Below are 20901 nucleotides of genomic sequence, written 5' to 3'. Positions count from 1 at the left end.
GTTACTGTTCACAGGTGAACTTGTAGTAAAACAGCCGATCCGTTAAACTGAGTCTCAGTAATAACGGGTCGGCTGTTCTGCCAACTATGAGTCAAATCTTTGTGTCACTTCATCAAACACATTGGCTCCTTCATTTTGCCGTATCTTAACAAGCACGCTCTTGCCTTCACAATGATGCGTTATTGTATCAAAGCATCTGAAAGACATCACCTGCCCTTGTTTGCGCTTGTAGCCACGTAGAAAGCGCTCCGCTATGTTGTTTGTGCTCGGTACATTGACATTATGAAGAAACAGAAGATGTTCTTTGGAATGTTTTCTCATTCTCAAATATAGGTTATACCCATCTTTGTAGTATTTACTCGGAGGCACATACTCATATTCATCTCTGGCTGTTTCCAGCACTTTCATATACCTTGTCTCGAAATCGGCAACAACCTCCGAATCCATATCTGATTCGTGTTCATTACGATAATGGATCATTTCCCGGAGAAGTTCTCTCATTGATCTGTGCCAGGTTTTCTCTGGTTCCATCTCCATTCCATCTTTCAGATACCGGAGGATATGAGCCAGACATTCTTGGTGTTCTGAACCATAGTTATAGAAAGTGGATTCATGATCATGTACCAGTATGCCATTATAGTATTCTGTCACTGTACCTTTTACGCCTTCGTGTCCCTTTTTTTTGCGCGCAAAATAAAGCGCTGTTCCATCAGGCGCAACATTGATGAATACATATGCACTTTTACCGTTATAGCGAGCATTTGTGCAGTCCGTATGCATGACAGGCATAAGAAGCATCTCTTTAAAGGTTTCAGTTCGCTCTTCTTCGGTTTTTTCAGCAAACTCTTTTCCGAGTTTATTGATCATACCCTTCGAGATATTTAATTGATTGTTGGTGAGTTCTGCCAGAAAACGGCTGCTTTTATCAATAGAGACATTACAATCATTATTCAAGAGATAAAGGAATGCTTTGATACTTCCTCCATAGTTGACATCATCAACGACACCTTTAGGAAACGGAGCATGGTATTTCTCGCCCGTCCTTGAATTTCTATAGACTTTTGCGCGATATTCAACCACCTCAAGTACAAGCCTGATATTAACCAGCTGTTTCACAACTTCCTTGTTTGTTTCCTTGTAATCGGGATCATTTAAGATCTCGGATGAGGCAGGGAGAAATATCTTGCTTGTTGGTGCTAGTTTTCTGCGTCCATGACCTTGATGACCAGGCTGAGCTCCGGGTTTACGACCGGTTTTCTCACGATTATTTGTGATCTTTTTATGATTAACAGACTGTGAAGAGGGTTTTGAAGAATTCTCATAATCCCGGTTTATTTGCGCTATCAGTTTTTTGTTTTTCTCACGCTCATCTTCAAGTTCAGACGCTAATGCATAGTTAGCCTGTCGAAGTTCACTGTTTTTTTCTTTTAACTCATCATTCTTTTTGAGTGCACCAAGATAGAGCTCATAAATCTGATGGATACGACGTATGAGCTCCTTGGTCTTTGCCTTATGATCTTTTTCCTGATCTTCACAGACTTCCTGACACCATTTCCATATCTTTTCATTGATATGTGTAAGTTCCTGGATACGGGCATTTTTCTGGTCTATAGTTCTTTGAAAAGCACGGTTAGCCTTTCTATGTTCTTCTTTCATAGTCTGGTATATTTCCCCTGACTCGAAATCAGATATCTTTGTTAACGCAGCCTTTAACCGCATCTGAAGTTGTCCAATAAGATCAGTTTTTGTCATAGTCAAAATTTAAATTTCTTTTTAGCCTTATCAAGTATACCGTTAAAAAACGATAGCTCCTTTTCCTGCAATTCCAAGAGTTCTTTCAGTTGTTCATTTAACTCTGTAAGTGATTTATTCTCTTCCTCAAGACCAGCTATCTGTTTCTCATATCCTTTGATTAGCTGTTCCTGCATTGCTATAATTTTTTCTTCCTGTTTTCCCATGACTGTTACTCCTGAAAAAAGTATAGCAAAAAGCTCGATTTTACGCGAATTTCAAGGATTTGACATTCCGTCAAAATGACATGTGTATAAGCTTATGATTCGTCAGAAACCGGAAAAAATCGGACATGGATTTCCACATTTTCTGACATATGGACCAGAATAAACCGCGAATTGTGGATTACACAGATGATATAGGAGTTAATTTAAAAAATCCGAGAGGCTGTCCACAACAGCGTCTCGGATCCTTTGAAAATTAAATTTTTAAATTCAGCATTTTTAACAATATGAAATAGTAGGGGTGTGAACAGTAACGTCAAAAGTCTTATATTTATATTTCGGCTGTTTTTTAAAAAATTAAAAGAAAGCCCGTGGCAAAATCTTCGCCACAGGCCTTTCCTGAAAAATCACATATATCATTTATTAACAAGATCAATCATGATATCCGGAAGAATACCGTCATTTTCAGCCCATATTCTGTCTATCTGCTCTTCTTCAACCGGTGAAGTTCCGAGACCGCACTCAATGGTGACAGACGGAATGTCCAGCTTCTGAACAGCCCAGTCCTTGAATCCCGCCGCATCATTAGGCGCCCAGGAATCGGAAATACTGTAATTAGTATTGTTATGAACTATAGATGCAAGATTATATCCCTCGTTCTTATAGTTTCCGGTTTCTCCGAAATACCAGTAAATGACTCTTCCCTGAGTATGGTAGCTTATGGTCCTGTCAGGCATGAGAGCTCTTGTAAGGTCTGCCAATGCCTTTGACTCCACCTCTGACTCTGCGGAAGTACCCTTGTAGTTCATAGATGAAGGGTGATCTACCTTTGAGGGTGTCTGCTCCCAGTTGGCATCGAAATTACGATTCAGATTTACACCGTTAATGTTGTTCTTCCAGGTACGGACGTACTTGCCCATATCCTGGGCACCGTCCATATTGGCTATGCTCATGACGGACATCTTTGCCCCGTCAGTCTGAAGCGCATCTACGCCACCCTGTACCAGGGTAATGCCATCCGGATCCACCATTGGCACAAAATGTATGCATGTATTCTTAAGAAGTTCAGGAATAGAACAACCGTTGTATACAGCTCCCTTCTGCTGCATTTCAAGAAGAGAGGCAATCTCTCTCATGACAACCTGACAAACTATATATTCTCTTGCATGGATACCGGAATGCACCAGAATCTTGTGCTTTGCGTTAGGATCACCAACGATAACATGATAGAGACTGCGGTTATCCGCTGTTGTCCCGATGACATCCATCTTCATCTCAGGATACATGGCCTGAAGTACACTGAGATCATCCACCATATTCTGATAAGTGTATGCAGCTATATTGTTAAAATGGAATCCTGATGGAAGTGGTAATGTCTCTCCCAAACCGTTTTCAAACACATATCCTGTAGAACCTGATGAAGTCACTTCAGCTGTCCCTCCTGCCATAGGTCCGAACTCCGTTGTTGTGCTGCTGGTAACTGTACCGCCAACTGAGGGTCCAAACTCAGCAGTCCCATTTCCGTTAACAGCTGCCTCCGATCCGTTATTACTGCTTTCGGCTGCCGTCACTGCAGGAATCTGTGAGCTCTGTGCACTCTGTGTTTCCTCGGCGCTTACTGCCGGAACGATCTGCTCTGTGGTTTCCGCTTCTGTCTGAACCGAAGCTGTATCTCCGGAAACCGCTGAAGGCTCGGAAGCTACAGTAACGCTTACCTGATTCTCCTCGGCCAATGCGCTCATACATATATTTGTACTGATCACTGCTGCTGCAGCGATGGCGATAATACTTCTGTGTTTCATACCTACCTCTTTACGAAAAACTGCAGACTATTATATCCAATAGTTAAAAAACTGTGAATAAAGATTTTTTTACGATTTCAAAGCGACTCTGCGGCTTATTGTCATAACCCTTCCGAAGGGATTCAGAATCTCTTACATACGGATTTTGACCACCTGACCGCAATGTAGTAAAATGTCCGTGATTATCAATCTTGCTTTAGTATATCCTATTTTCAAACCCGGTTATTGACATGTATTTGACGGTTTTTATAAGAAAACATAAACTATATTTCTTTATGCTGATTTTTGATCTTATGGCGCTTGCCGCAAGTGCTGTCGCCTCGGAATCTTCGGTTTTTGCAAATGCCTACTCTCATTCCGTTTACAGATCCGTAAGCCTTTTTATAAGCAGCATCACAGGACTTCTGCCATTTTCACTGGTTGAAATACTGTTTTATGTCCTGCTGATTTTTATCCCCGGGGACTTGGTATTTCAGATCGCATCAAGCTTCCGAAAACACAGTTCAAAAAGAATCGAATCACCGGATGATGAAACCGGTGTCACCGGCCCGCAACAATCAGCCTTGCCGGTTTCACCGAAAAGTCCCCGCACCGGACCATCAAAATCACAGCGGCTCGCCGGAGCAGCATCTGCATTTCTTCTGCATCTGTTCCTGATTTTTTCGCTGCTTTTTACTCTCTATGTATTTAACTGCGGGATAAATTACCGTAGATCAAGCTTCTCTTCGGAAGCCGGTTTAAGCTCCGTATCTCCGGAACTCAACGAGAAAGCTCTGACAGAGCTGTGCGAATATCTGGTGGAGAATATAAATGCTTCAGAATTAAAGTTACTTTCCCCGTACACCGAGGCCACCTCTTCTTCTGATTGGGAGGCTCTATATACTTCTCCCGTTAAACTTGAAAACGGGGCATTTCTGGGAGAATCATGGTCTTCGGAAAAGCCATCTCTGTCCTATCTCCGAAACACAGGCAAAACAGGTCAGGCCGCAATGGAAAAGATCGGCACACAATTCCCGCGGCTCTCGGGACATTATCCTCTTCCGAAGCCTCTTATTAATTCGTGGATACTGAGCATACAGCAGGTAACAGGTGTCTATTCGCCCTTCACCATCGAGGCAAACTACAATCGGGACATTCCGTACTATGATATTCCTTTTACCGTATGTCACGAGCTTTCACATCTTCGTGGATACATGCAGGAAGAAGAGGCCAATTTCATCGCCATACTTGCCACCATCGGCTCGGATGATACCTACTTCAACTACTCAGGCTACGTTTCCGCCTGGGTGTACGCGGGTAATGCTCTTGCAACTGCAAATCCGGAAAAATTTGCCGAGCTCTACAACAGGATAAATATCCACACCCGTCAGGATATGCGCTACAACAACGAATTCTGGGATCAGTACGAAACAGAAGTTGCGGAAGCACATGAAAAGATCAATGATGCCTATCTAAAGTATAACGGACAGGCAAGCGGAGTCCTCAGCTACGGACACGTGGTTGACCTGATGGTGGTATACTATAACGACAACGGAACCCTTCATTACTGATCAGATGACACCTTTTTTTCAGTTATGACACACCCCACATGACTGGTGGCAGATTCCGTAGGAACCTGGCATATAGCCTAAGCCTTGGCGAAGCGAACTAAATGGGCTGACGTTCCCAGTTTGGCATAGCGCGAAACGGTCCGATATCGCCCTTTGCTATCTCACTTATCTCATTCCTTTGTTCCAACTTCAAGGAAACGAAGGAAATCAAGGGCAAGCTGCTTCCTGTCTGAAACCTTGGGGATTCCGAACACCGGTACGGTTCTTGCAAAGAAACCTCCCTCGGAAATCACGGAAACATCTGTGAGGATGATGCCAACCGGAATAGGGTCTTCCATTTTTTCGGGATCAGGAAGCCTGAAATCTTCTCTTGATATCACATCAGGATCGCCCATGAGATCTGCCGCAAGCTGCTCCATCTCGTCGAGAGTCTCTTCTTCAGGACTCTTTGTTCCCGGCGTTTTTTCTCCGGATTCATCACCTGTTTCAACTTTTCCGGCTGCGGCATCGCTTTCCTCTGCCATAACGCTTTCTGCCTGAGCCGCATCCAGATTTTTGAGCTTTTCCATAAGCGCACCGTCGATATAGTAAATCCTGTTCTCAGACTCATATTTACTATACTGTATTTCTCCCAATGCATCCCTGAGATCAGTAAATGCCCCATTAAGTGCATAATAGGTAAAAACTCCCGGATCTATGACCATAACATCCAGATCATGGGATGCGAACAATGCTGTGATCTTTGCATTTTGGGCCATGGAGTACTGGCTGTTTACATTGGGATTGAAGGTGGCTGTGGTATCAATGACTACCTTTTGGTTTTTTGTTGAAATCTCTTCATAGGCCGCAAATCTTCTCTCAAGCTCTTCATCACTTACAGTCACATCAGTACCGGAAGCATTGAGAAACATGCCGTAAAATGCCAGAGGTTTGTTGTTCAGAAATGTTGTCACCACATAGTAAATAAGCGAAACCGCAACTATAAATACTATGATATGGAACTTATAGTAATCAAATATGTACTGAGCTTTCTGTCCGAAGCTCATCCTGCTGAGTTTTTCTTTCTCGTTTCTGAGTTGATTTTTTATTTTTCCGCTCATATCCTGTCCTGCCTCGTTTTTCATATAGAATATCTATCTTAAATCCTGCACAATTTATGTAGATTTTAAATCCACGGATTTTATCCTGTTAAAATGATCCTCTTGTAACTTTTGTTTAAGAATCAGCTGTTATCTTAACAGAAACATATCAAAATATCCACTTTACGGAGAGCCGGTTTTGATATAAATTCTAATCGAGAAGGCATTGCACTGTGACTGCTCCTTTCGAGCTTATGTTCCGGTTCACTCTTTCTTGCACAATATAATATATTTTTAAGCAGAGTAGACGCTCGAGCGTATAGTGCCTTCCGAACGGGGAGTTTGTCGGAGGGACGAAGCCTTTTCAAGGTGCGGTTCGGTCGTCGCATCCCGCTGCAGCGAAGGACGAGCTATACCTTCTTTGTAGTCAGGGACTGCAAAGGAGGTTTTTTTATGTCAAAGTTCTCTACGAGAATGATCGTAACCCTTTCAGTTCTTGTCGCTCTTCAGGTCGTACTGACAAGATTTTGTTCATTTAATGCGTGGAACGTCCGCATAGGTCTCGGTTTCACCGCCCTGGTCATCGCAGCCATCTTCTACGGCCCGGTGGCAGCCGCAATAGTCGGGGGCCTCGGTGACTTCATCGGTTCCATAGCATTTCCGACGGGCTCATATTTCCCGGGCTTTACATTGACACAGGTCCTCATGGGACTGGTCTTCGGCTTTGCCCTTTACAGGAAATATTACAATGCTCCGCTGTTTTCTTTCGGAAACACTCAGAGTCAGCCTGAGGGAACCACTCTTACCGGAACTGCCCTGACACAGATTATCCGGATCGTAATCGCGGTCCTCATCAATCAGTGCATCCTGAGTCTCCTCATGAACACTCTTTGGATCTCCATCCTTTACGGCTCAAGCTTTACAGGCCTTCTTTCCACAAGAGCCATGCAGGTAGCAGTCACAGCACCGATACAGATAATTATCATTTCTGCTCTTCAGGGAGTACTAAAGAGAGCTGATATAAAGAATCTGCTGGCAGTATAAGCATTTTACGGAATCATCACCAAAAAACAGAACTGACTTCCGCGCGGCAAAAGCCCGGGAAGTCAGTTTTTTCACGGTAATACCAGATTATATTTTGATATAAGTGTCATAAGTCTTCCTCCACTTGTGCTTGCACAAAAGTGGAGGATAGACTTCATGACACGCCCCACATGGAGCACGAAAGGACGATTTATCGGCCTGAGAGTGCGGAATGTGGGAGGAACGCGAGAGCGCATAGCGCGAAGCGGTCCGATATCGACTTTTGATACTCAATGAAAGGCAGCAAAATGGACTGGAACGAAGCAATAGCACTTTTTCACGGAGCAGACTGGAAGCACGCGAAGATCGGTCTTGAGAGAATGAAGGATCTCATGAAAGTGCTGGGAAATCCTCAGAAGGATCTCAAATTCATACATATAGCAGGAACCAACGGAAAGGGGTCAGTCTGTTCCATGACAGCTTCTGTTCTCACAGCTGCAGGCTACAGGACCGGTCTCTATGTTTCACCCCATCTTGACGCCTTTAACGAGCGCATCTCCATAGATGGTGCTTATATCTCTGACGAAGATTTCAGAAGAATAGCCGGAAAAATAAACGCTGCAGTTTCAACTCTCCGGGAAGAACCCACGGATTTTGAGCTGATAACCGCTCTTTCTCTCTGCTATTTCGCAGAACAGAACTGTGATTTCGTGGTACTGGAAGTCGGTATGGGCGGCCGCCTTGATGCCACCAATGTCATCGACGCACCAGTTGCAGCCGGAATCATGAGCATCGGCCTCGATCATACTGAGGTTCTCGGGGACACAGAGGAACTCATAGCAAAAGAAAAGGCCGGAATCATCAAAAAAGGCTCTGATGTAGTTGTACTTCATCAGAAGCCTTCTGTTCTTGAGGTTATCGCTGAGAAATTCAGAAGAGTTAATTCAGAAGCTTATCCCGTATCTGATACTTCAGAATTGAACGATGAGCATAACTGCACATCTGAAGCCGAAATGACCACTGACACCGTAAGCTCTTCCTGCACATCAGAATCCAGTGAAAAAGCTGGCAATTCAGAGCATACAGCTTCCCATTTCTGCATCACTGACCCTTCATCACTTTCTGTTCATTCAAGAGATCTGTCCTGTCAGGTTTTTGATTACAAAAATTTCAGAGACATTAAAATGCCACTGCTTGGCGCATATCAGACAGAAAATGCCTCTGCTGTTTTAGAGATCATCTCCTGTCTTCGTGCCCGTGGTTATAAAATTTCTGATGAATCAGTCCGCACAGGTCTTCTTAATGCCAAATGGCCGGGACGCTTTGAGCTTCTCTCCACTGAGCCCGTTCTCATAGTTGACGGCGCACACAATCCTGACGGCGTCATGGCACTTATCAACTCCATAAAAACATTTCTGCCTCATGAAAAGATCTGTTTTGTCATGGGTGTCATGAAGGATAAGGACTACCACGAGATGCTCCGCCTCATCACTCCCTTTGCGGAAAGCTTCGTGACAGAACTCCCCTACAGCGCCCGGGGTCTTGATCCCGAAGTCCTGAAAAAAGAAATCGCCGCCTACTTTTCCGGCCCTGTTGACACCGCAGGTTCAGTGACAGAAGCTGTGGACAAGGCATTGGCACACGCAAAAGAAACAAGTACTCCTGTAATCTGCTTCGGTTCACTGTATCAGGTGGCGGACATCAGGAAACATGTTATGAACAGTGCAAACTGAAATTTCATCCAAATTCAATTACATCATTTTTGCAAAAATGATGTAATTGAATTCAAAATGATAAAATTAAAAATAGGTATATTAAAGCTTAATTATTACCCATTATCCAAAAAGCCTGGCAGCTGCTTTCTCCAGCTCTCTCCGTTCCTGTGTATCGTCGTAGCCGCTCTTTTTGTCATCAATACCCTTTATGATCTCATGGCTGAACAGACCATCACGGTTACAGTAGAATAAGATTTTCTGCACACCGCTGATGGAAAATCTCGCCTGGGCTTCTCCTTCCGGGTAAAGCTTCACAATCTGACAGCGATCCGGTGATACTGCTGCAATAAATGAAATGTAGTGGTTCTTGTTCATTTCGTGATCGATCCTGACGAAATACTCGTCCTCCACACGCTCAACAAAGACCATATGGTATTCGTCTCTGCTCCCACCCGAAGGGTGAGGAGAGCCCGCCGGCTTTGAGGCATCAAAGAAATCCGCTCCGCGGATTTCTACATCACTCAGCTCGGATTCAGCCGGCAGAAGCTGAATCCCATGACAATGAATCACCGCCTCCCCCATACTGTGGATCACATTACCGCAGACCGGACAGATATAGAATTTTGACCGGAGCATATTCGCCGATACATTTTCGTTGTGAATGGTGTTTCCGGAGATCAGCTCCGTTACGGAGATACGAAATGCATCCGCTATGGGCTCCAAAAGGGTGATGTCGGGATAGCCCTTTGCCGTCTCCCACTTAGAAATAGCTTTATCACTGACTCCCAGCTCCTCCGCAAGCTGACTCTGGGTCATTTTATTTTTTTCTCTCAGTTCTTTGATAACTGCACCTGTAACGTACTGGTTCATATTCCTCAACCTCCGTTCACATTCCTAAGATACTCAGCCTTCGGTATCATGGGTGTCTCAAGTCCTGCCACTGTCTCCGGTGAAAGGTGAAATGTCTCCCCATACTCCTCACCTGCTCTTTCGAATTTCTGAAGCAGAGGTTCTGCCACAACAGTGGCGGCGGGAACATTGAGCAAAGGGGCCTCGGAAACACATACCATGTCCAATCCGCAGAAGCACTGCCTGCACATCGCTCTGATCCCATCAAAATTCCCGCCCCAGTCGGGAAAACCGCAGCCGCAGATCACAAGTGTATGAATCTTCGAAAAATCCGCTCCTGCTTCATGATGAATTCTACCGTCCTGCTCCTCCACCATCCTCATTTTCACCAGCGGAACGGTCCTGTCGAGAACTGCCTTGAGATGGGACGGCATGGAATAGCAATACAGCGGGAAGCTCCAGATAATAAGATCCGCCTTCGTATAGAGATCCAGTATCTCATTCTGATCGTCCTCCATTACACAGTGGCCGTCCATTTTCTCCCAGCACTTGAAGCAGCCTCTGCAGGGCGCAACCGTCTTTTCGATGACATTGATAATGTCTACATCATGTTTCTCTTTTTTGTTGAGTCCCTTTAAAAAGCTTTCCGTCAAACGAAATGTGTCACTTTTCTTTTTGGGACTTCCGTTCAATACAAGTACTTTCATTTTGATCTCCCAAGGTCATGCACAAACCGAGCTGTGTGTGTCTCCATAAACACAACTCAGATAACATCTGCCATAACTACCGTAATCCAAATTGATCTCTTGAATATCGAGATACAATAAAGTTTTCACCGCGCGCTGCAGGGGAACTTTTTCCCCTCTTCTGAAATCTTAGTACTTGTATGTGCCAAAGACCACCTACTCAAAGTAGAATCAGCTTCAATCTGAGATTCTCACATCTCCATAAACCAGGCATCTTATAATTCCAGCGTACAGAATAACAGAAAAGAAAAAAGTGACGCCTAAATAACGTCACCTTCTTATTACATTGGCGCCAAAATGACGTCATATTTATTTATAAACCAGCAGGCCAGCCTTCACTCTTTCTTATCCCTGCATATATTATGTACGAAACTATAACCGTAAAAATATCTGCCACTATCTGTGTCCATACGATACCCATAACACCAAACAGTCTGTTAAACAAAAAAAGTATCTGAATATTGAAAACGATCTGGCGTATCACTGCCATCCAGAAGGAAGCATTACCCCTACCGATAGCCTGTGTAAAATGAACCATGGAAAAACAGAGGAACATAAGGGGTGTAGCAAAACATCTCGCCCTGAGAAACATAGTTCCGTATCGGACAGTTTCCGCATCTCCGATAAACGCCTGCATGATGACCGGCGCGAAAACATAATAAAGGATCACACAGGTGATTCCGATTCCCAGTCCTACAGCACGTCCGAATCTGAAAAACTCATCCATACGTTTCCTGTTACCGGATGAATAATTGTAGGCAAGAAGCGGAATCATACCGAGACAGATACCTATTCCTATATTCAGCGGAAGTCTCTCGGCTTTCAGAACGATCCCAATAGCCGCCAGCTCAATGTCTCCATAAGAGGCTGACAGTCTGTTAATAACGATATTGCAAAGGTCAAAAAGAATGACGCCGACTGCCGCCGGGATCCCGCCGAGAACCACCACAAAGAACATGTATTGTCTGGAATACTCAAGCACGTTGTCACTTGCCCCCAAAAAAATAAGGAGCGGAGTCATCACAAAAAAGCACATCAGAGAGAACGCAAGACCTAATCCCAATGCCATCCATATACAGGCCGCAGAAACTCTTGAAGCTTCATCGTCTTCACCTTTTCCTATGAGACGTGCTATCAATGTTCCACCGCCGGCTCCGAATATATTGGAAATAACGATAGTCAGCATATATACAGGAAGCACCAGTGAACAGGATGCCACCATATAAGGATTATTTGTTCTCCCAACAAACCATGTATCAGCCAGATTGTATATCTAGAAAAGCATCAACATCTAGTTAGATTGATTTTCTTTTTTAGCTATATGTTGTTGTGGTTTTACATTTATTCCATCGATTTTTTTGCTTTTTATAACTTTTTGCAACCAAAATGCAACCAGAATTTAATTGTCTTCTTTCAGTCGCTTTTCAATATCAGAGGCACTGTATAATACTCTAGTTACCGTGACAAGCTCTTCCTTGAATACATAAAATACCGAGTAATTATCTACTAGCATTCGTCTAAGTCCTTGTGAGCGTTCCGGTTCAAAATCTACCAGTCTGAATTTCTCTGGAAAGAAGCCAAGCTCAAGTACACGATCAGCTATTCTGTTATACTGCCCCATAGCATTTTCCGGTGATTGTAAATTAAATGCGATATACTCATATATCCCATCCATATCACCCAATGCTTTTTCAGTTATTTTTACAGGATATTCTCTCATCTGTGGCTCTCTCTAAAAGCTGCAAATGCAGACTTTGCATCCTGTACTCGTCCAGCTTCAATATCCTCAAAGCCTTCCTGTAATTTTGTATGAATCTCTGCAGTCGTCATAAGATCCGCATTAATAGCATCCGGTGCCTGAGGTAATGAAACTCTAAAAGGAATTCCTCCTGTGAGCGTAATCTGTCTTAAATACATATCAATAGCCGTAGACATAGGAATTCCAAGACGTGAAAGCACGTCTTCAGCTGATTTTTTCGTTGTAGGATTAACTCGTAAATTGAGTGTTGCTGTTTTCTCCATACGTATCAACTCCTTTTTATTTATTGTAACGCGATTTACGTTACATTTCAAGATGCATTTATATCTTTTCACTGAATGTCGATTCTAATTGTCTTTTGCACAATCTAATTTCTGCAAAAAGCTATCTTATCATTTCATTTTCTTTTATCATCAAAAGCTTCCTAAACATCTTAGGATTATTTAAAACTATAATGCAAAGACGTTCTCTTGTCCGTGATATATTTTGATAGAATAGTCTTGGGAACAAATAATCAGGATTAGGATGCTCTTTTCCTTCCAAATCGCCGTCATCACTATTCCTGAAATTATTATCCATAATAATAACCACATTATCGAACTCTTGTCCTATAACTTGATGAGAATTAATATTAGCAGAATAATGATCTATTCCATTAGAAACAAATTGTGAAGGTGTAAATGTAATAAACGTATAGCCTTTATTCTTATATAACCTTAGCAACTTGTCAGACTCAGTTATAAGAATATCACTAAAATGAAAGCAGACAAATCACAACTCGTAATTTGTCTGCTTTACACCGTTTTTTTAATTGTTAATGCCGAAAAAGTATCACCCTACTTTGGTAAATCTGACATTATTCTGTGCATTGACCTCTGTGAGTATATCACCGGAAAATAGATAATATACATCCCCAAGAACATCTGTGAAGAATCCCGGATTATTTGTTGGAATGATCTTAAATGTAGTACCATTGGTATCGTTTTCCAAAGACAGACTTCCAGCTTCTCCCGGCCAATCGGTAACATAAACCAGTATCGGACTGTCGTTTTTCTTCCATACTCCCACATAAGCGGAGGTATCAGCCGGATCGACCGGATTTCCCACACGTGCACCATCAGCGCCTACATAATAGCCATCCGGAGTATATGCATTGGTAAGCATCGCTCCGTCCTCGCCAAGATAATACTGTCCTACCCACTGGTTCGTCATTGCTCCCCAGTCACCTCCGAAGAAATACCATTTGCCGTCGATCTCCTTCCAGGTGGCTGCAGTGAAAGTACCATCATCCTCAAGATACATCATCCCACAGATATCCTCCACCCATTCCCCGGCAAATGCACAGGTACTCATCATAATCACCAACCCCAGAGTCAGAAGCCAGATTCGTTTTTTCATAGTTACCTCCTATACCATATCGTTTAATATGTCTATTATAATCCAATTTTTATATTGTCATTAATTTTTGAAAATTTTTTTCATCAAAAATATAAATAACGTGAGTGTTAAAAGGCAACATCGAATCCTTCCGCGTAAAGTGTTCCAGCGATTCTCATATATTTTCAACCTAAACCCGAAGTGCAATAAACTGTATCTATAACCGCTACTAAATTTAATATATTTTGAATTGTTTTGACGATGTGATTAAATAGTATTAATTAGTCGAAAGATGCATTTTTTGCACGTGTGAAATTCACTGTGATTAATAAATAAGTGTGAGTGCCAATGTCGACACCGGACAATTTTCACTTAAATCAATATATTTCAAATCAGCGAGGAAACTATGAGAATCATCGATATACTAAACAGCGGCAAGGTAACATTATCATTTGAGGTTTTCCCACCGAAAAAGATCGAGAATTTTGAATCAGTACAGCAGGCAACTGAAGATGTTGCCACTCTTCACCCGAGTTTCATGTCCGTGACCTATGGAGCAGGCGGCGGAACCTCAGAGTTTACATTGAACATCGCAAAGAATATCCGTGACAAGCACGGAGTCGAGGTTCTCCCACATCTCACCTGCGTATCCTCCACCAGGGAGCATGTTCACAATATGCTCCGGAAGTTCAAGGAGAACGGTTTCGAAAACATCATGGCTCTCCGCGGCGACATCCCGAAGGACGGAACTCCTCATGATGATTATCACTACGCTTCCGAGCTTATTGCAGACATAAAGGCCCACGGAAATTTCTGCATCGGCGGCGCCTGCTATCCTGAAGGTCATGTTGAGTGTGCTCACAAGGACGAAGACATTAAGAACCTGAAGCTCAAGGTCGATGCCGGTGTTGATTTCCTCACCACTCAGATGTTCTTTGACAATGCCGAATTCTTCAACTTCCTTTACAGACTCCGCGAAAACGACATTCGCGTACCTGTACTTGCAGGAATAATGCCTATCACCAATGCAAAGCAGCTGGGCCGGCACCGTTGCACTTTCCGGAACCACTGTTCCAACCCGCTTCAAGGAAATAGTTGATAAGTTCGGCGACCATCCGGAAGCCATGAAGCAGGCCGGAATCATTTACGCCACAGAGCAGATAATCGACCTCATTGCCAATGACGTAAAGCACATACACGTCTATTCCATGAATAAGCCTGATGTGGCTGAAGCGATCCAGAAGAATCTTTCGGAGATTCTGAAGATTTAAGAAAATCATAGCATTTCACAGTCTGAACAGTATATTTATTAACCAAAACAAATATGTCTCAAAAACTTCCTCTATATAGTTTGTCTTTGAGAATGTTCACTCTATGAAATTAAACTCTTTATCTGATTTTTCAGTGCCGTTGCCAAATGGTCGCGGCACTTTTGATATATCAATGAAAGTGGGCTTCAATATGCACTTTTTACAGCATTTACTGAAATATCATTCAGTATGGATTTCGCGAGAAACACTTTCAAAGCACATATACACCTATGATTGAATTACGAACCAAAGAAATATACCGGTTTCTCGGGTACCGGAACATCACTCCCACACCTGAGATAGACGAAAGGATAAGGCTCTGTGTAGAAAAAATGCAGGCTGCTGCCTCACCAAGATGCTTTTATCGGAAGTTTCCCATATCACAGGATGCTCCCGATATAACTCATATAGCGGGACTTACCATAAGATCAAAGAACCTGTACAGGAACCTTCAGGGCTGTGAAGAAGCTTATATGTTCGCCGCAACTGTGGGCTTAGGCATTGACCAGCTCATAAAGCGAAGTGAAGTAACAAGCATCATGGATGCCGCCATATATCAGGCGGCAGGCGCCGAGATGGTGGAGGCCTTTGCCGATTCGGAAACAGAAAAAATCAGGACTCTGGAGGAAAAAAATGGTTTCAGACTCCGCCCCAGATACTCTCCAGGCTATGGAGACCTGCCTCTTCAACTCCAGACCGACTTTGCAAGAATTCTCGACATGCAGAAATGGTGCGGCATCAGTCTTACGGACACTCTCCTCATGGTTCCGAGTAAATCCATCACTGCATTTATCGGATGCGTGAAAGCTGAAGCTACCATAGCGACTGTTTTTTCCGCCGCCAGAGAAAGCTCGACGGAAAATGATGAAGCTTACCTTGCCGATGTCGTGAATCCCCTGGAAGCCACCGGACTATCTGCGAAAGAATCCACAGGCTCGAAAAAGATATGCCGCAATACTCTTCCGGAAACCTCCTGCACCCAGTGCAGTATGGCTTCCGATTGCATTTACAGACACTGTTAACTAAAAAACTGACACTGCTTTACAAGCCTGCTGTGGCTTTATTTATATCAGCTCATATTACTCTTATTCGCATTATCCACTGATGCAGCTAAACTGCATCTGCTCAAACACATTTACAGAATATAGTGCTTCTTTCTGAATAAGAAAACAAAATTAAGGAGACTTTTCAATGCGTAAAAATATACTGGAACGTTTAGGAAAAGAATGGATATTTTTTGACGGCGGTACCGGCTCCATTCTTCAGTCAAAGGGCCTTCAGCCCGGAGAACTGCCAGAGACCTGGAACCTGACCCACCCGGATGACATCATCGACCTGCACCTTGGGTACCTGAAAGCAGGCTCCCATATCTTCAATACCAACACCTTCGGCGCCAACAGACTGAAGTTTCCCGACAATCTGGATGAGATAGTCTCAGCTGCCGTAGGTCTTGCAAAGGAAGCCCGCCGCATTTCAGGTCGTGAAGATGATTCCTACATCGCTCTCGACATAGGTCCCACTGGGAAACTACTTAAACCCATGGGTGACCTTTCTTTTGATGATGCGGTAGATATCTTTTCGGAGGTTGTCCGTATAGGAGCCCGTGAAGGCGCGGACCTTATCCTCATCGAGACTATGAATGACTCATACGAGGCAAAAGCCGCAGTTCTCGCCGCAAAGGAAAACTGTGACCTTCCTGTTCTCATTACCTGTGTTTTCGACGCTTCGGGAAAAATGCTTACCGGCGGCACTCCCGAATCTGCCGTTGCCATGCTGGAGGGACTCGGTGTTGATGGTCTGGGAACCAACTGTTCTCTTGGACCCGAGCAGATGATTCCTATAGTAGAGCGTCTGGTAAAGGCTGCCCATGTTCCGGTTCTTGTAAATCCCAATGCCGGTCTTCCGAAATCCGTGGATGGAAAGACTGTTTACGACGTGGATGCAGAAACATTTGCAGGCTTCATGCGCACCATTGCAAAAATCGGCGCCACAGGGCTCGGCGGATGCTGCGGAACCACACCGGAATATATCAAAAAGGAAATCGAAGCCGTTACCGCTCTTCCTTTCCATGCCCCTGTGCCCGAGGAGCACACAGTGATATCCTCCTTCTCTCAGGTTGTGGAAATAGGCGGAGGTGCAAAGCCAGTGATCATAGGCGAGCGCATCAACCCCACCGGAAAAAAAAGATTCAAGCAGGCTCTTATCGAACATGATATTGACTACATCGTTGACCAAGGATTACAGCAGGAGGATGCCGGCGCCCATGTTCTGGATGTTAATGTAGGCTCTCCCGAGATTAACGAAACAGAACTTATCGACGAGGTCATCACCAGACTTCAAAGCGTGCTTGCTCTCCCTCTCCAGATAGATACCTCAGACCCTTCAGCCATGGAACGGGCACTTAGACATTATAACGGAAAGGCCCTCATAAATTCCGTAAACGGCAAAGAGGAAGTAATGCACAGCGTATTTCCTCTTGTGAAGAAGTACGGCGGAGTCATCGTGGGACTTTGTCTTGATGAAGATGGAATTCCCGATACTGCCGACGGACGAATCCGCATCGCAAAGAAAATCTATGATACGGCGGCATCCTACGGCATCAGAAAGGAAGATGTAGTCATTGACGGGCTCTGCATGACCATATCAAGTGATCCAAAGAGTGCCCTGGTTACGCTGGAGACCATTCGCCGTATCCGGGACGAGTTACACAGAACTTCCATCCTGGGAGTTTCCAACATCAGCTTCGGTCTCCCCGCAAGAGAGCTTGTGAACTCCTATTTCTTCGCCATGGCTCTCCAAAACGGACTGTCCTGTGCCATCATAAACCCTAACAACCAGGCTATGATGCAGGCATATCGGAGTTTCTGCGCCCTCACCGCTCAGGACGAGAACTTCATGGATTTTATCGGAGCTTATCAGAATTACAAAACACCGGACAAGCGGGTTTCAGAGGCTGTTGATGCCTGCCGCTCCCGGGTTCTCAATGCACTTGGCATTTCAGCCGGAGACCTTAAGTCCTCCGGCAGTCCCCTAGGCGGGGGTAATGCTTCCTTCGGGGCACCAAGCGGAGGGTTTTCCTCTAAATCGGGAATAGGAATTCCTTCCGGAACTTCAGGCACAGAGGGAAACAGCTCACCGGGAAACTCCGGTTTTTCTACAGGCGCTTCATCTGATTTATCTTCATCTGGTGCTGCATCCCAAGTCGGTTCCGACAGCGCCCAGGGCTATCACTCAAAGCTCATGGAAGCCATCGAGCGCGGCATGGCAAAACCTGCTGCCGCCGCAACAAAAGAGGCTTTGCTCACAAGGTCTGCTCTCGATATCATCAATCAGGATCTGGTGCCGGCTCTTGATATCGTCGGAAAGGGCTTTGAAAAGGGAACTCTCTTCCTGCCTCAGCTCCTTATGGCAGCTGAGGCCGCAAAGGCCGCTTTCACTGTAGTCAAGGAATCCATGTGCGACAGTCAGCAGGAATCAAAGGGCAAGGTCATACTGGCAACAGTAAAAGGGGACATACATGACATCGGAAAGAATATAGTGAAGGTTCTTTTGGAGAACTACGGCTACGATGTCATTGACCTCGGAAAGGACGTTCCTCCCGAGACTGTGGTGGAAACCGCAATTCAGCAGGATGTAAAACTCGTGGGACTCTCCGCTCTCATGACAACAACTGTGGTAAACATGGAAGAAACCATAAAACAGCTCCGGGAAAAAAAGCCCGACTGCAGAATCGCAGTGGGCGGTGCCGTTATGACTCAGGACTACGCCGACAAAATCGGCGCCGACTGCTACGGCCGGGACGCCATGACTACCGTGAGATATGCGGATGAACTGTGTGAAAAGGGACTGCTGTAAACAGCAGTCCCTTAAAATGAATATTATTAATCATCATACCTCTGATATCAGACATATCCTATAATAAAAGCCATAGCATACTTTAACCTTGTACAGGAGTCTCACTAAAATACTTCATGACATCCTCTTTTGATACTCTTTTATAGGTTTCATTTTTTATTACTGCCATATAAAGTGCATCAAAGTCGCTGATATATACCTTTAAACTCCGTACAAGTGCTTCGAGTCCACGTTCCTTTTCTTTTTCTATTCCTTTATTCTCCATAGCCGTTGCATACGTACACAAATCTATCACGTATAATCCAATCATATTAGAAAAGTGATTGGATTATTCCTTTCTCCCAGGTTCTCTGGGCTATTTCTAATCCTTTTCTGATATATTTATTTAGGCACTGTGGATCTGTTTCTAAATCAATACAGCTTTGACTGGTGTGAGGTGACTCAGACCACAGCTTTTCGTCTAATACTGGTAATTAGTTTGTTAACGCTTGACGTTTAGATTTACGTGATTACACAGTCGATCTCTCTGTGGTAGACAACAGTGCCAACTATAATAATCAGGAGGTTATATCTAATGTCTATGTATTTTGCTGGAATTGATATTTCCAAGTACAAACATGATTGCTGCATTATAGCTGCAGCCGATCAATCTGTAGTTGCTAAATTCACTTTTAAAAACAATAAAGAAGGATTTGATCAACTATTCACAACTATTAACTCTTTATCCTCTCCCGAGGACATAAGAATAGGGTTTGAATCAACATCTCATTACGCCCTAAATCTTGAGCTTTTCCTTGAAAACGCCTCGCTAACGTTCATGGAAGTAAATCCAGTCTTGATATCGGAATATAAAAAATCAACCACTCTAAGGCGTACAAAAACCGATTCTGTTGACTGTGAATCTATTGCTCGATGGTTAATGACTGTTGAGTACAAACCCCATTCAAAAGGATTTTATCACTCTTATTCTTTAAAGTCATTAACCCGTCTTCGCGATAGGTTAGTCCGTCAAAGATCTTTATATCTTGTTAAACTCACTAATGTTCTTGACCATACATTTCCGGAGTTTAAGCCATTCTTTAATGAACGTTTTTCTAAAACAGCTCTATATCTATTAGAAAACTACGGCTCTGCTGAAAACATGTCTGCCATGAATGAAACTGACTATAATGAAATCCGTCGCATATCCCATGGTAAGTTTTCTCCTCAACAGTTCCTTGAGTTGAAGCGTTTAGCTACTAATACTGTTGGCATCAATAATTCCATATTTGATGTCGAACTTGAAAGTTTACTATCCCTTTTCAAATCCTTAGTCAAAGAAATAAATTCGCTTGAAGGCGAGATTATAAGGCTCATCAACGAAGTTCGTCCTCACTTCATGACCATTCCAGGAATTGGTCCTATTTCTGCGGCAGTAATCTACGCAGAATACGGAGACATTTCCAATTTTTCATCACCAGCACAGATGCTAGCATTTGCTGGCATTGAGCCAAGCGTAAATGATTCAGGTACAGAATCCCATGGTGGAAAGATGGTAAAGCACGGATCATCTCCATTGCGATATGTCTTGCTAAACTGTTGTCTTCCTTTAATTCGCTTCGATATGACTTTTGCAACTTACTATGCCAAGAAGCGTCATGAAGGTAAACCTCATCGGGTAGCTATAACCCATGTTGCAAAGAAACTCATACGAGTAATCTTTGCTTTAGAAAAACAAAACATAGACTTCAATTCTCAGAAATCACGCTAATTTCAAATAATATCTGATCCGTCCACCATCTGAAATACGGTATATTCAGATGGTTTATTAAAGTTACCCTCAAGTCAATTAATCCCAAATTTTCTCTAAAACCTATTGACTACTAATAGTTTGTCACCTCA

18 protein-coding genes, 1 pseudogene and 1 riboswitch are annotated in these 20901 nt (G+C 43.6%); of the genes and pseudogenes, 7 read left to right on the top strand and 12 right to left on the bottom strand.

The window, feature by feature from the left end; all coding sequences use genetic code 11:
• Positions 1–84: 84 nt before the first annotated feature.
• From T515_RS17200 to T515_RS13960, 3 genes are all read right to left on the bottom strand, one after another.
• Positions 85–1752, bottom strand: a complete 1668-nt coding sequence (locus T515_RS17200) for an IS66 family transposase (protein ID WP_081832698.1) — start codon at positions 1750–1752, stop codon at positions 85–87.
• Between the two features lie 2 nt (positions 1753–1754).
• Positions 1755–1958: a hypothetical protein gene (locus T515_RS13965; protein ID WP_036608937.1), complete on the bottom strand. Its 204-nt coding sequence runs from the start codon at positions 1956–1958 to the stop codon at positions 1755–1757.
• Positions 1959–2371: 413 nt separating this feature from the next.
• Complete coding sequence (locus T515_RS13960; protein ID WP_051671769.1) at positions 2372–3757, bottom strand: M14 family zinc carboxypeptidase; 1386 nt, start codon at positions 3755–3757, stop codon at positions 2372–2374.
• Between the two features lie 275 nt (positions 3758–4032).
• Here T515_RS13960 and T515_RS13955 point away from each other — a divergent pair, with 275 nt between their 5' ends.
• Positions 4033–5307 carry a DUF3810 domain-containing protein gene (locus tag T515_RS13955; RefSeq protein ID WP_051671768.1) on the top strand — a complete coding sequence of 425 codons (1275 nt, stop codon included), beginning with the start codon at positions 4033–4035 and terminating at the stop codon, positions 5305–5307.
• 170 nt (positions 5308–5477) lie between these two features.
• On the opposite strand, the gene T515_RS13950 is transcribed toward T515_RS13955, so the two are convergent.
• The gene (locus tag T515_RS13950) at positions 5478–6431 is read right to left on the bottom strand and encodes a hypothetical protein (protein ID WP_036612470.1); all 954 of its coding nucleotides are present in this window, start codon (positions 6429–6431) and stop codon (positions 5478–5480) included.
• A gap of 252 nt (positions 6432–6683) precedes the next feature.
• A riboswitch (THF riboswitch) is annotated at positions 6684–6784 on the top strand.
• A 55-nt stretch (positions 6785–6839) separates the two neighbouring features.
• Here T515_RS13950 and T515_RS13945 point away from each other — a divergent pair.
• Together T515_RS13945 and T515_RS16835 are read left to right on the top strand one after the other, a co-directional pair.
• On the top strand, positions 6840–7430 hold the full coding sequence (locus tag T515_RS13945) for a folate family ECF transporter S component (RefSeq protein ID WP_036612467.1): 591 nt from the start codon (positions 6840–6842) through the stop codon (positions 7428–7430).
• A 287-nt stretch (positions 7431–7717) separates the two neighbouring features.
• On the top strand, positions 7718–9142 hold the full coding sequence (locus tag T515_RS16835) for a bifunctional folylpolyglutamate synthase/dihydrofolate synthase (RefSeq protein WP_051671767.1): 1425 nt from the start codon (positions 7718–7720) through the stop codon (positions 9140–9142).
• 102 nt (positions 9143–9244) lie between these two features.
• On the opposite strand, the gene T515_RS13935 is transcribed toward T515_RS16835, so the two are convergent.
• The 7 genes from T515_RS13935 to T515_RS16825 all read right to left on the bottom strand — a co-directional run bounded on the left by T515_RS13935 (position 9245) and on the right by T515_RS16825 (position 13876).
• On the bottom strand, positions 9245–9994 hold the full coding sequence (locus T515_RS13935; protein WP_081832843.1) for a helix-turn-helix domain-containing protein: 750 nt from the start codon (positions 9992–9994) through the stop codon (positions 9245–9247).
• Positions 9995–9999: 5 nt separating this feature from the next.
• Positions 10000–10680: a flavodoxin family protein gene (locus tag T515_RS16830; protein WP_051671766.1), complete on the bottom strand. Its 681-nt coding sequence runs from the start codon at positions 10678–10680 to the stop codon at positions 10000–10002.
• Positions 10681–11032: 352 nt separating this feature from the next.
• Positions 11033–11983: an MATE family efflux transporter gene (locus T515_RS13925; protein ID WP_278245427.1), complete on the bottom strand. Its 951-nt coding sequence runs from the start codon at positions 11981–11983 to the stop codon at positions 11033–11035.
• 135 nt (positions 11984–12118) lie between these two features.
• Entirely contained in the window at positions 12119–12439 is a 321-nt protein-coding gene (locus T515_RS13920) for a type II toxin-antitoxin system RelE/ParE family toxin (RefSeq protein WP_036612462.1), read from the bottom strand.
• A complete protein-coding gene (locus T515_RS13915; protein WP_036612460.1) occupies positions 12436–12741 on the bottom strand; it encodes a type II toxin-antitoxin system RelB/DinJ family antitoxin in 306 nt (101 codons plus the stop codon). The genes T515_RS13920 and T515_RS13915 overlap by 4 nt, the downstream gene beginning before the upstream one ends.
• A 121-nt stretch (positions 12742–12862) precedes the next feature.
• Positions 12863–13057, bottom strand: a complete 195-nt coding sequence (locus tag T515_RS17440; protein ID WP_155988388.1) for a hypothetical protein — start codon at positions 13055–13057, stop codon at positions 12863–12865.
• A gap of 252 nt (positions 13058–13309) precedes the next feature.
• Entirely contained in the window at positions 13310–13876 is a 567-nt protein-coding gene (locus tag T515_RS16825) for a hypothetical protein (protein ID WP_051671765.1), read from the bottom strand.
• A 385-nt stretch (positions 13877–14261) separates the two neighbouring features.
• On the opposite strand from T515_RS16825, the pseudogene metF reads away from it, so the two are divergent.
• The 3 genes and pseudogenes from metF (at position 14262) to T515_RS13890 (ending at position 19020) form a co-directional block, all read left to right on the top strand.
• Positions 14262–15126: pseudogene (gene metF, locus T515_RS13900) on the top strand (methylenetetrahydrofolate reductase [NAD(P)H]).
• A 269-nt stretch (positions 15127–15395) separates the two neighbouring features.
• On the top strand, positions 15396–16187 hold the full coding sequence (locus T515_RS13895; protein ID WP_036612456.1) for a vitamin B12 dependent-methionine synthase activation domain-containing protein: 792 nt from the start codon (positions 15396–15398) through the stop codon (positions 16185–16187).
• Positions 16188–16356: 169 nt separating this feature from the next.
• Positions 16357–19020 carry a homocysteine S-methyltransferase family protein gene (locus T515_RS13890; RefSeq protein ID WP_036612454.1) on the top strand — a complete coding sequence of 888 codons (2664 nt, stop codon included), beginning with the start codon at positions 16357–16359 and terminating at the stop codon, positions 19018–19020.
• An 82-nt stretch (positions 19021–19102) separates the two neighbouring features.
• On the opposite strand, the gene T515_RS13885 is transcribed toward T515_RS13890, so the two are convergent.
• Positions 19103–19285 (bottom strand): hypothetical protein, encoded by a 183-nt coding sequence (locus T515_RS13885; RefSeq protein ID WP_155988387.1) that lies wholly within the window; start codon positions 19283–19285, stop codon positions 19103–19105.
• Positions 19286–19594: 309 nt separating this feature from the next.
• Here T515_RS13885 and T515_RS13880 point away from each other — a divergent pair, with 309 nt between their 5' ends.
• The gene (locus T515_RS13880) at positions 19595–20770 is read left to right on the top strand and encodes an IS110 family transposase (RefSeq protein WP_036609367.1); all 1176 of its coding nucleotides are present in this window, start codon (positions 19595–19597) and stop codon (positions 20768–20770) included.
• Positions 20771–20901: the final 131 nt, after the last annotated feature.

The sequence above is a fragment of the Oribacterium sp. P6A1 genome, from assembly GCF_000702885.1.
Lineage (GTDB): Bacteria > Bacillota > Clostridia > Lachnospirales > Lachnospiraceae > Oribacterium.
Note: the sequence above shows the minus strand (reverse complement) of the source record. Positions and strands in the feature narration are given on the sequence as shown.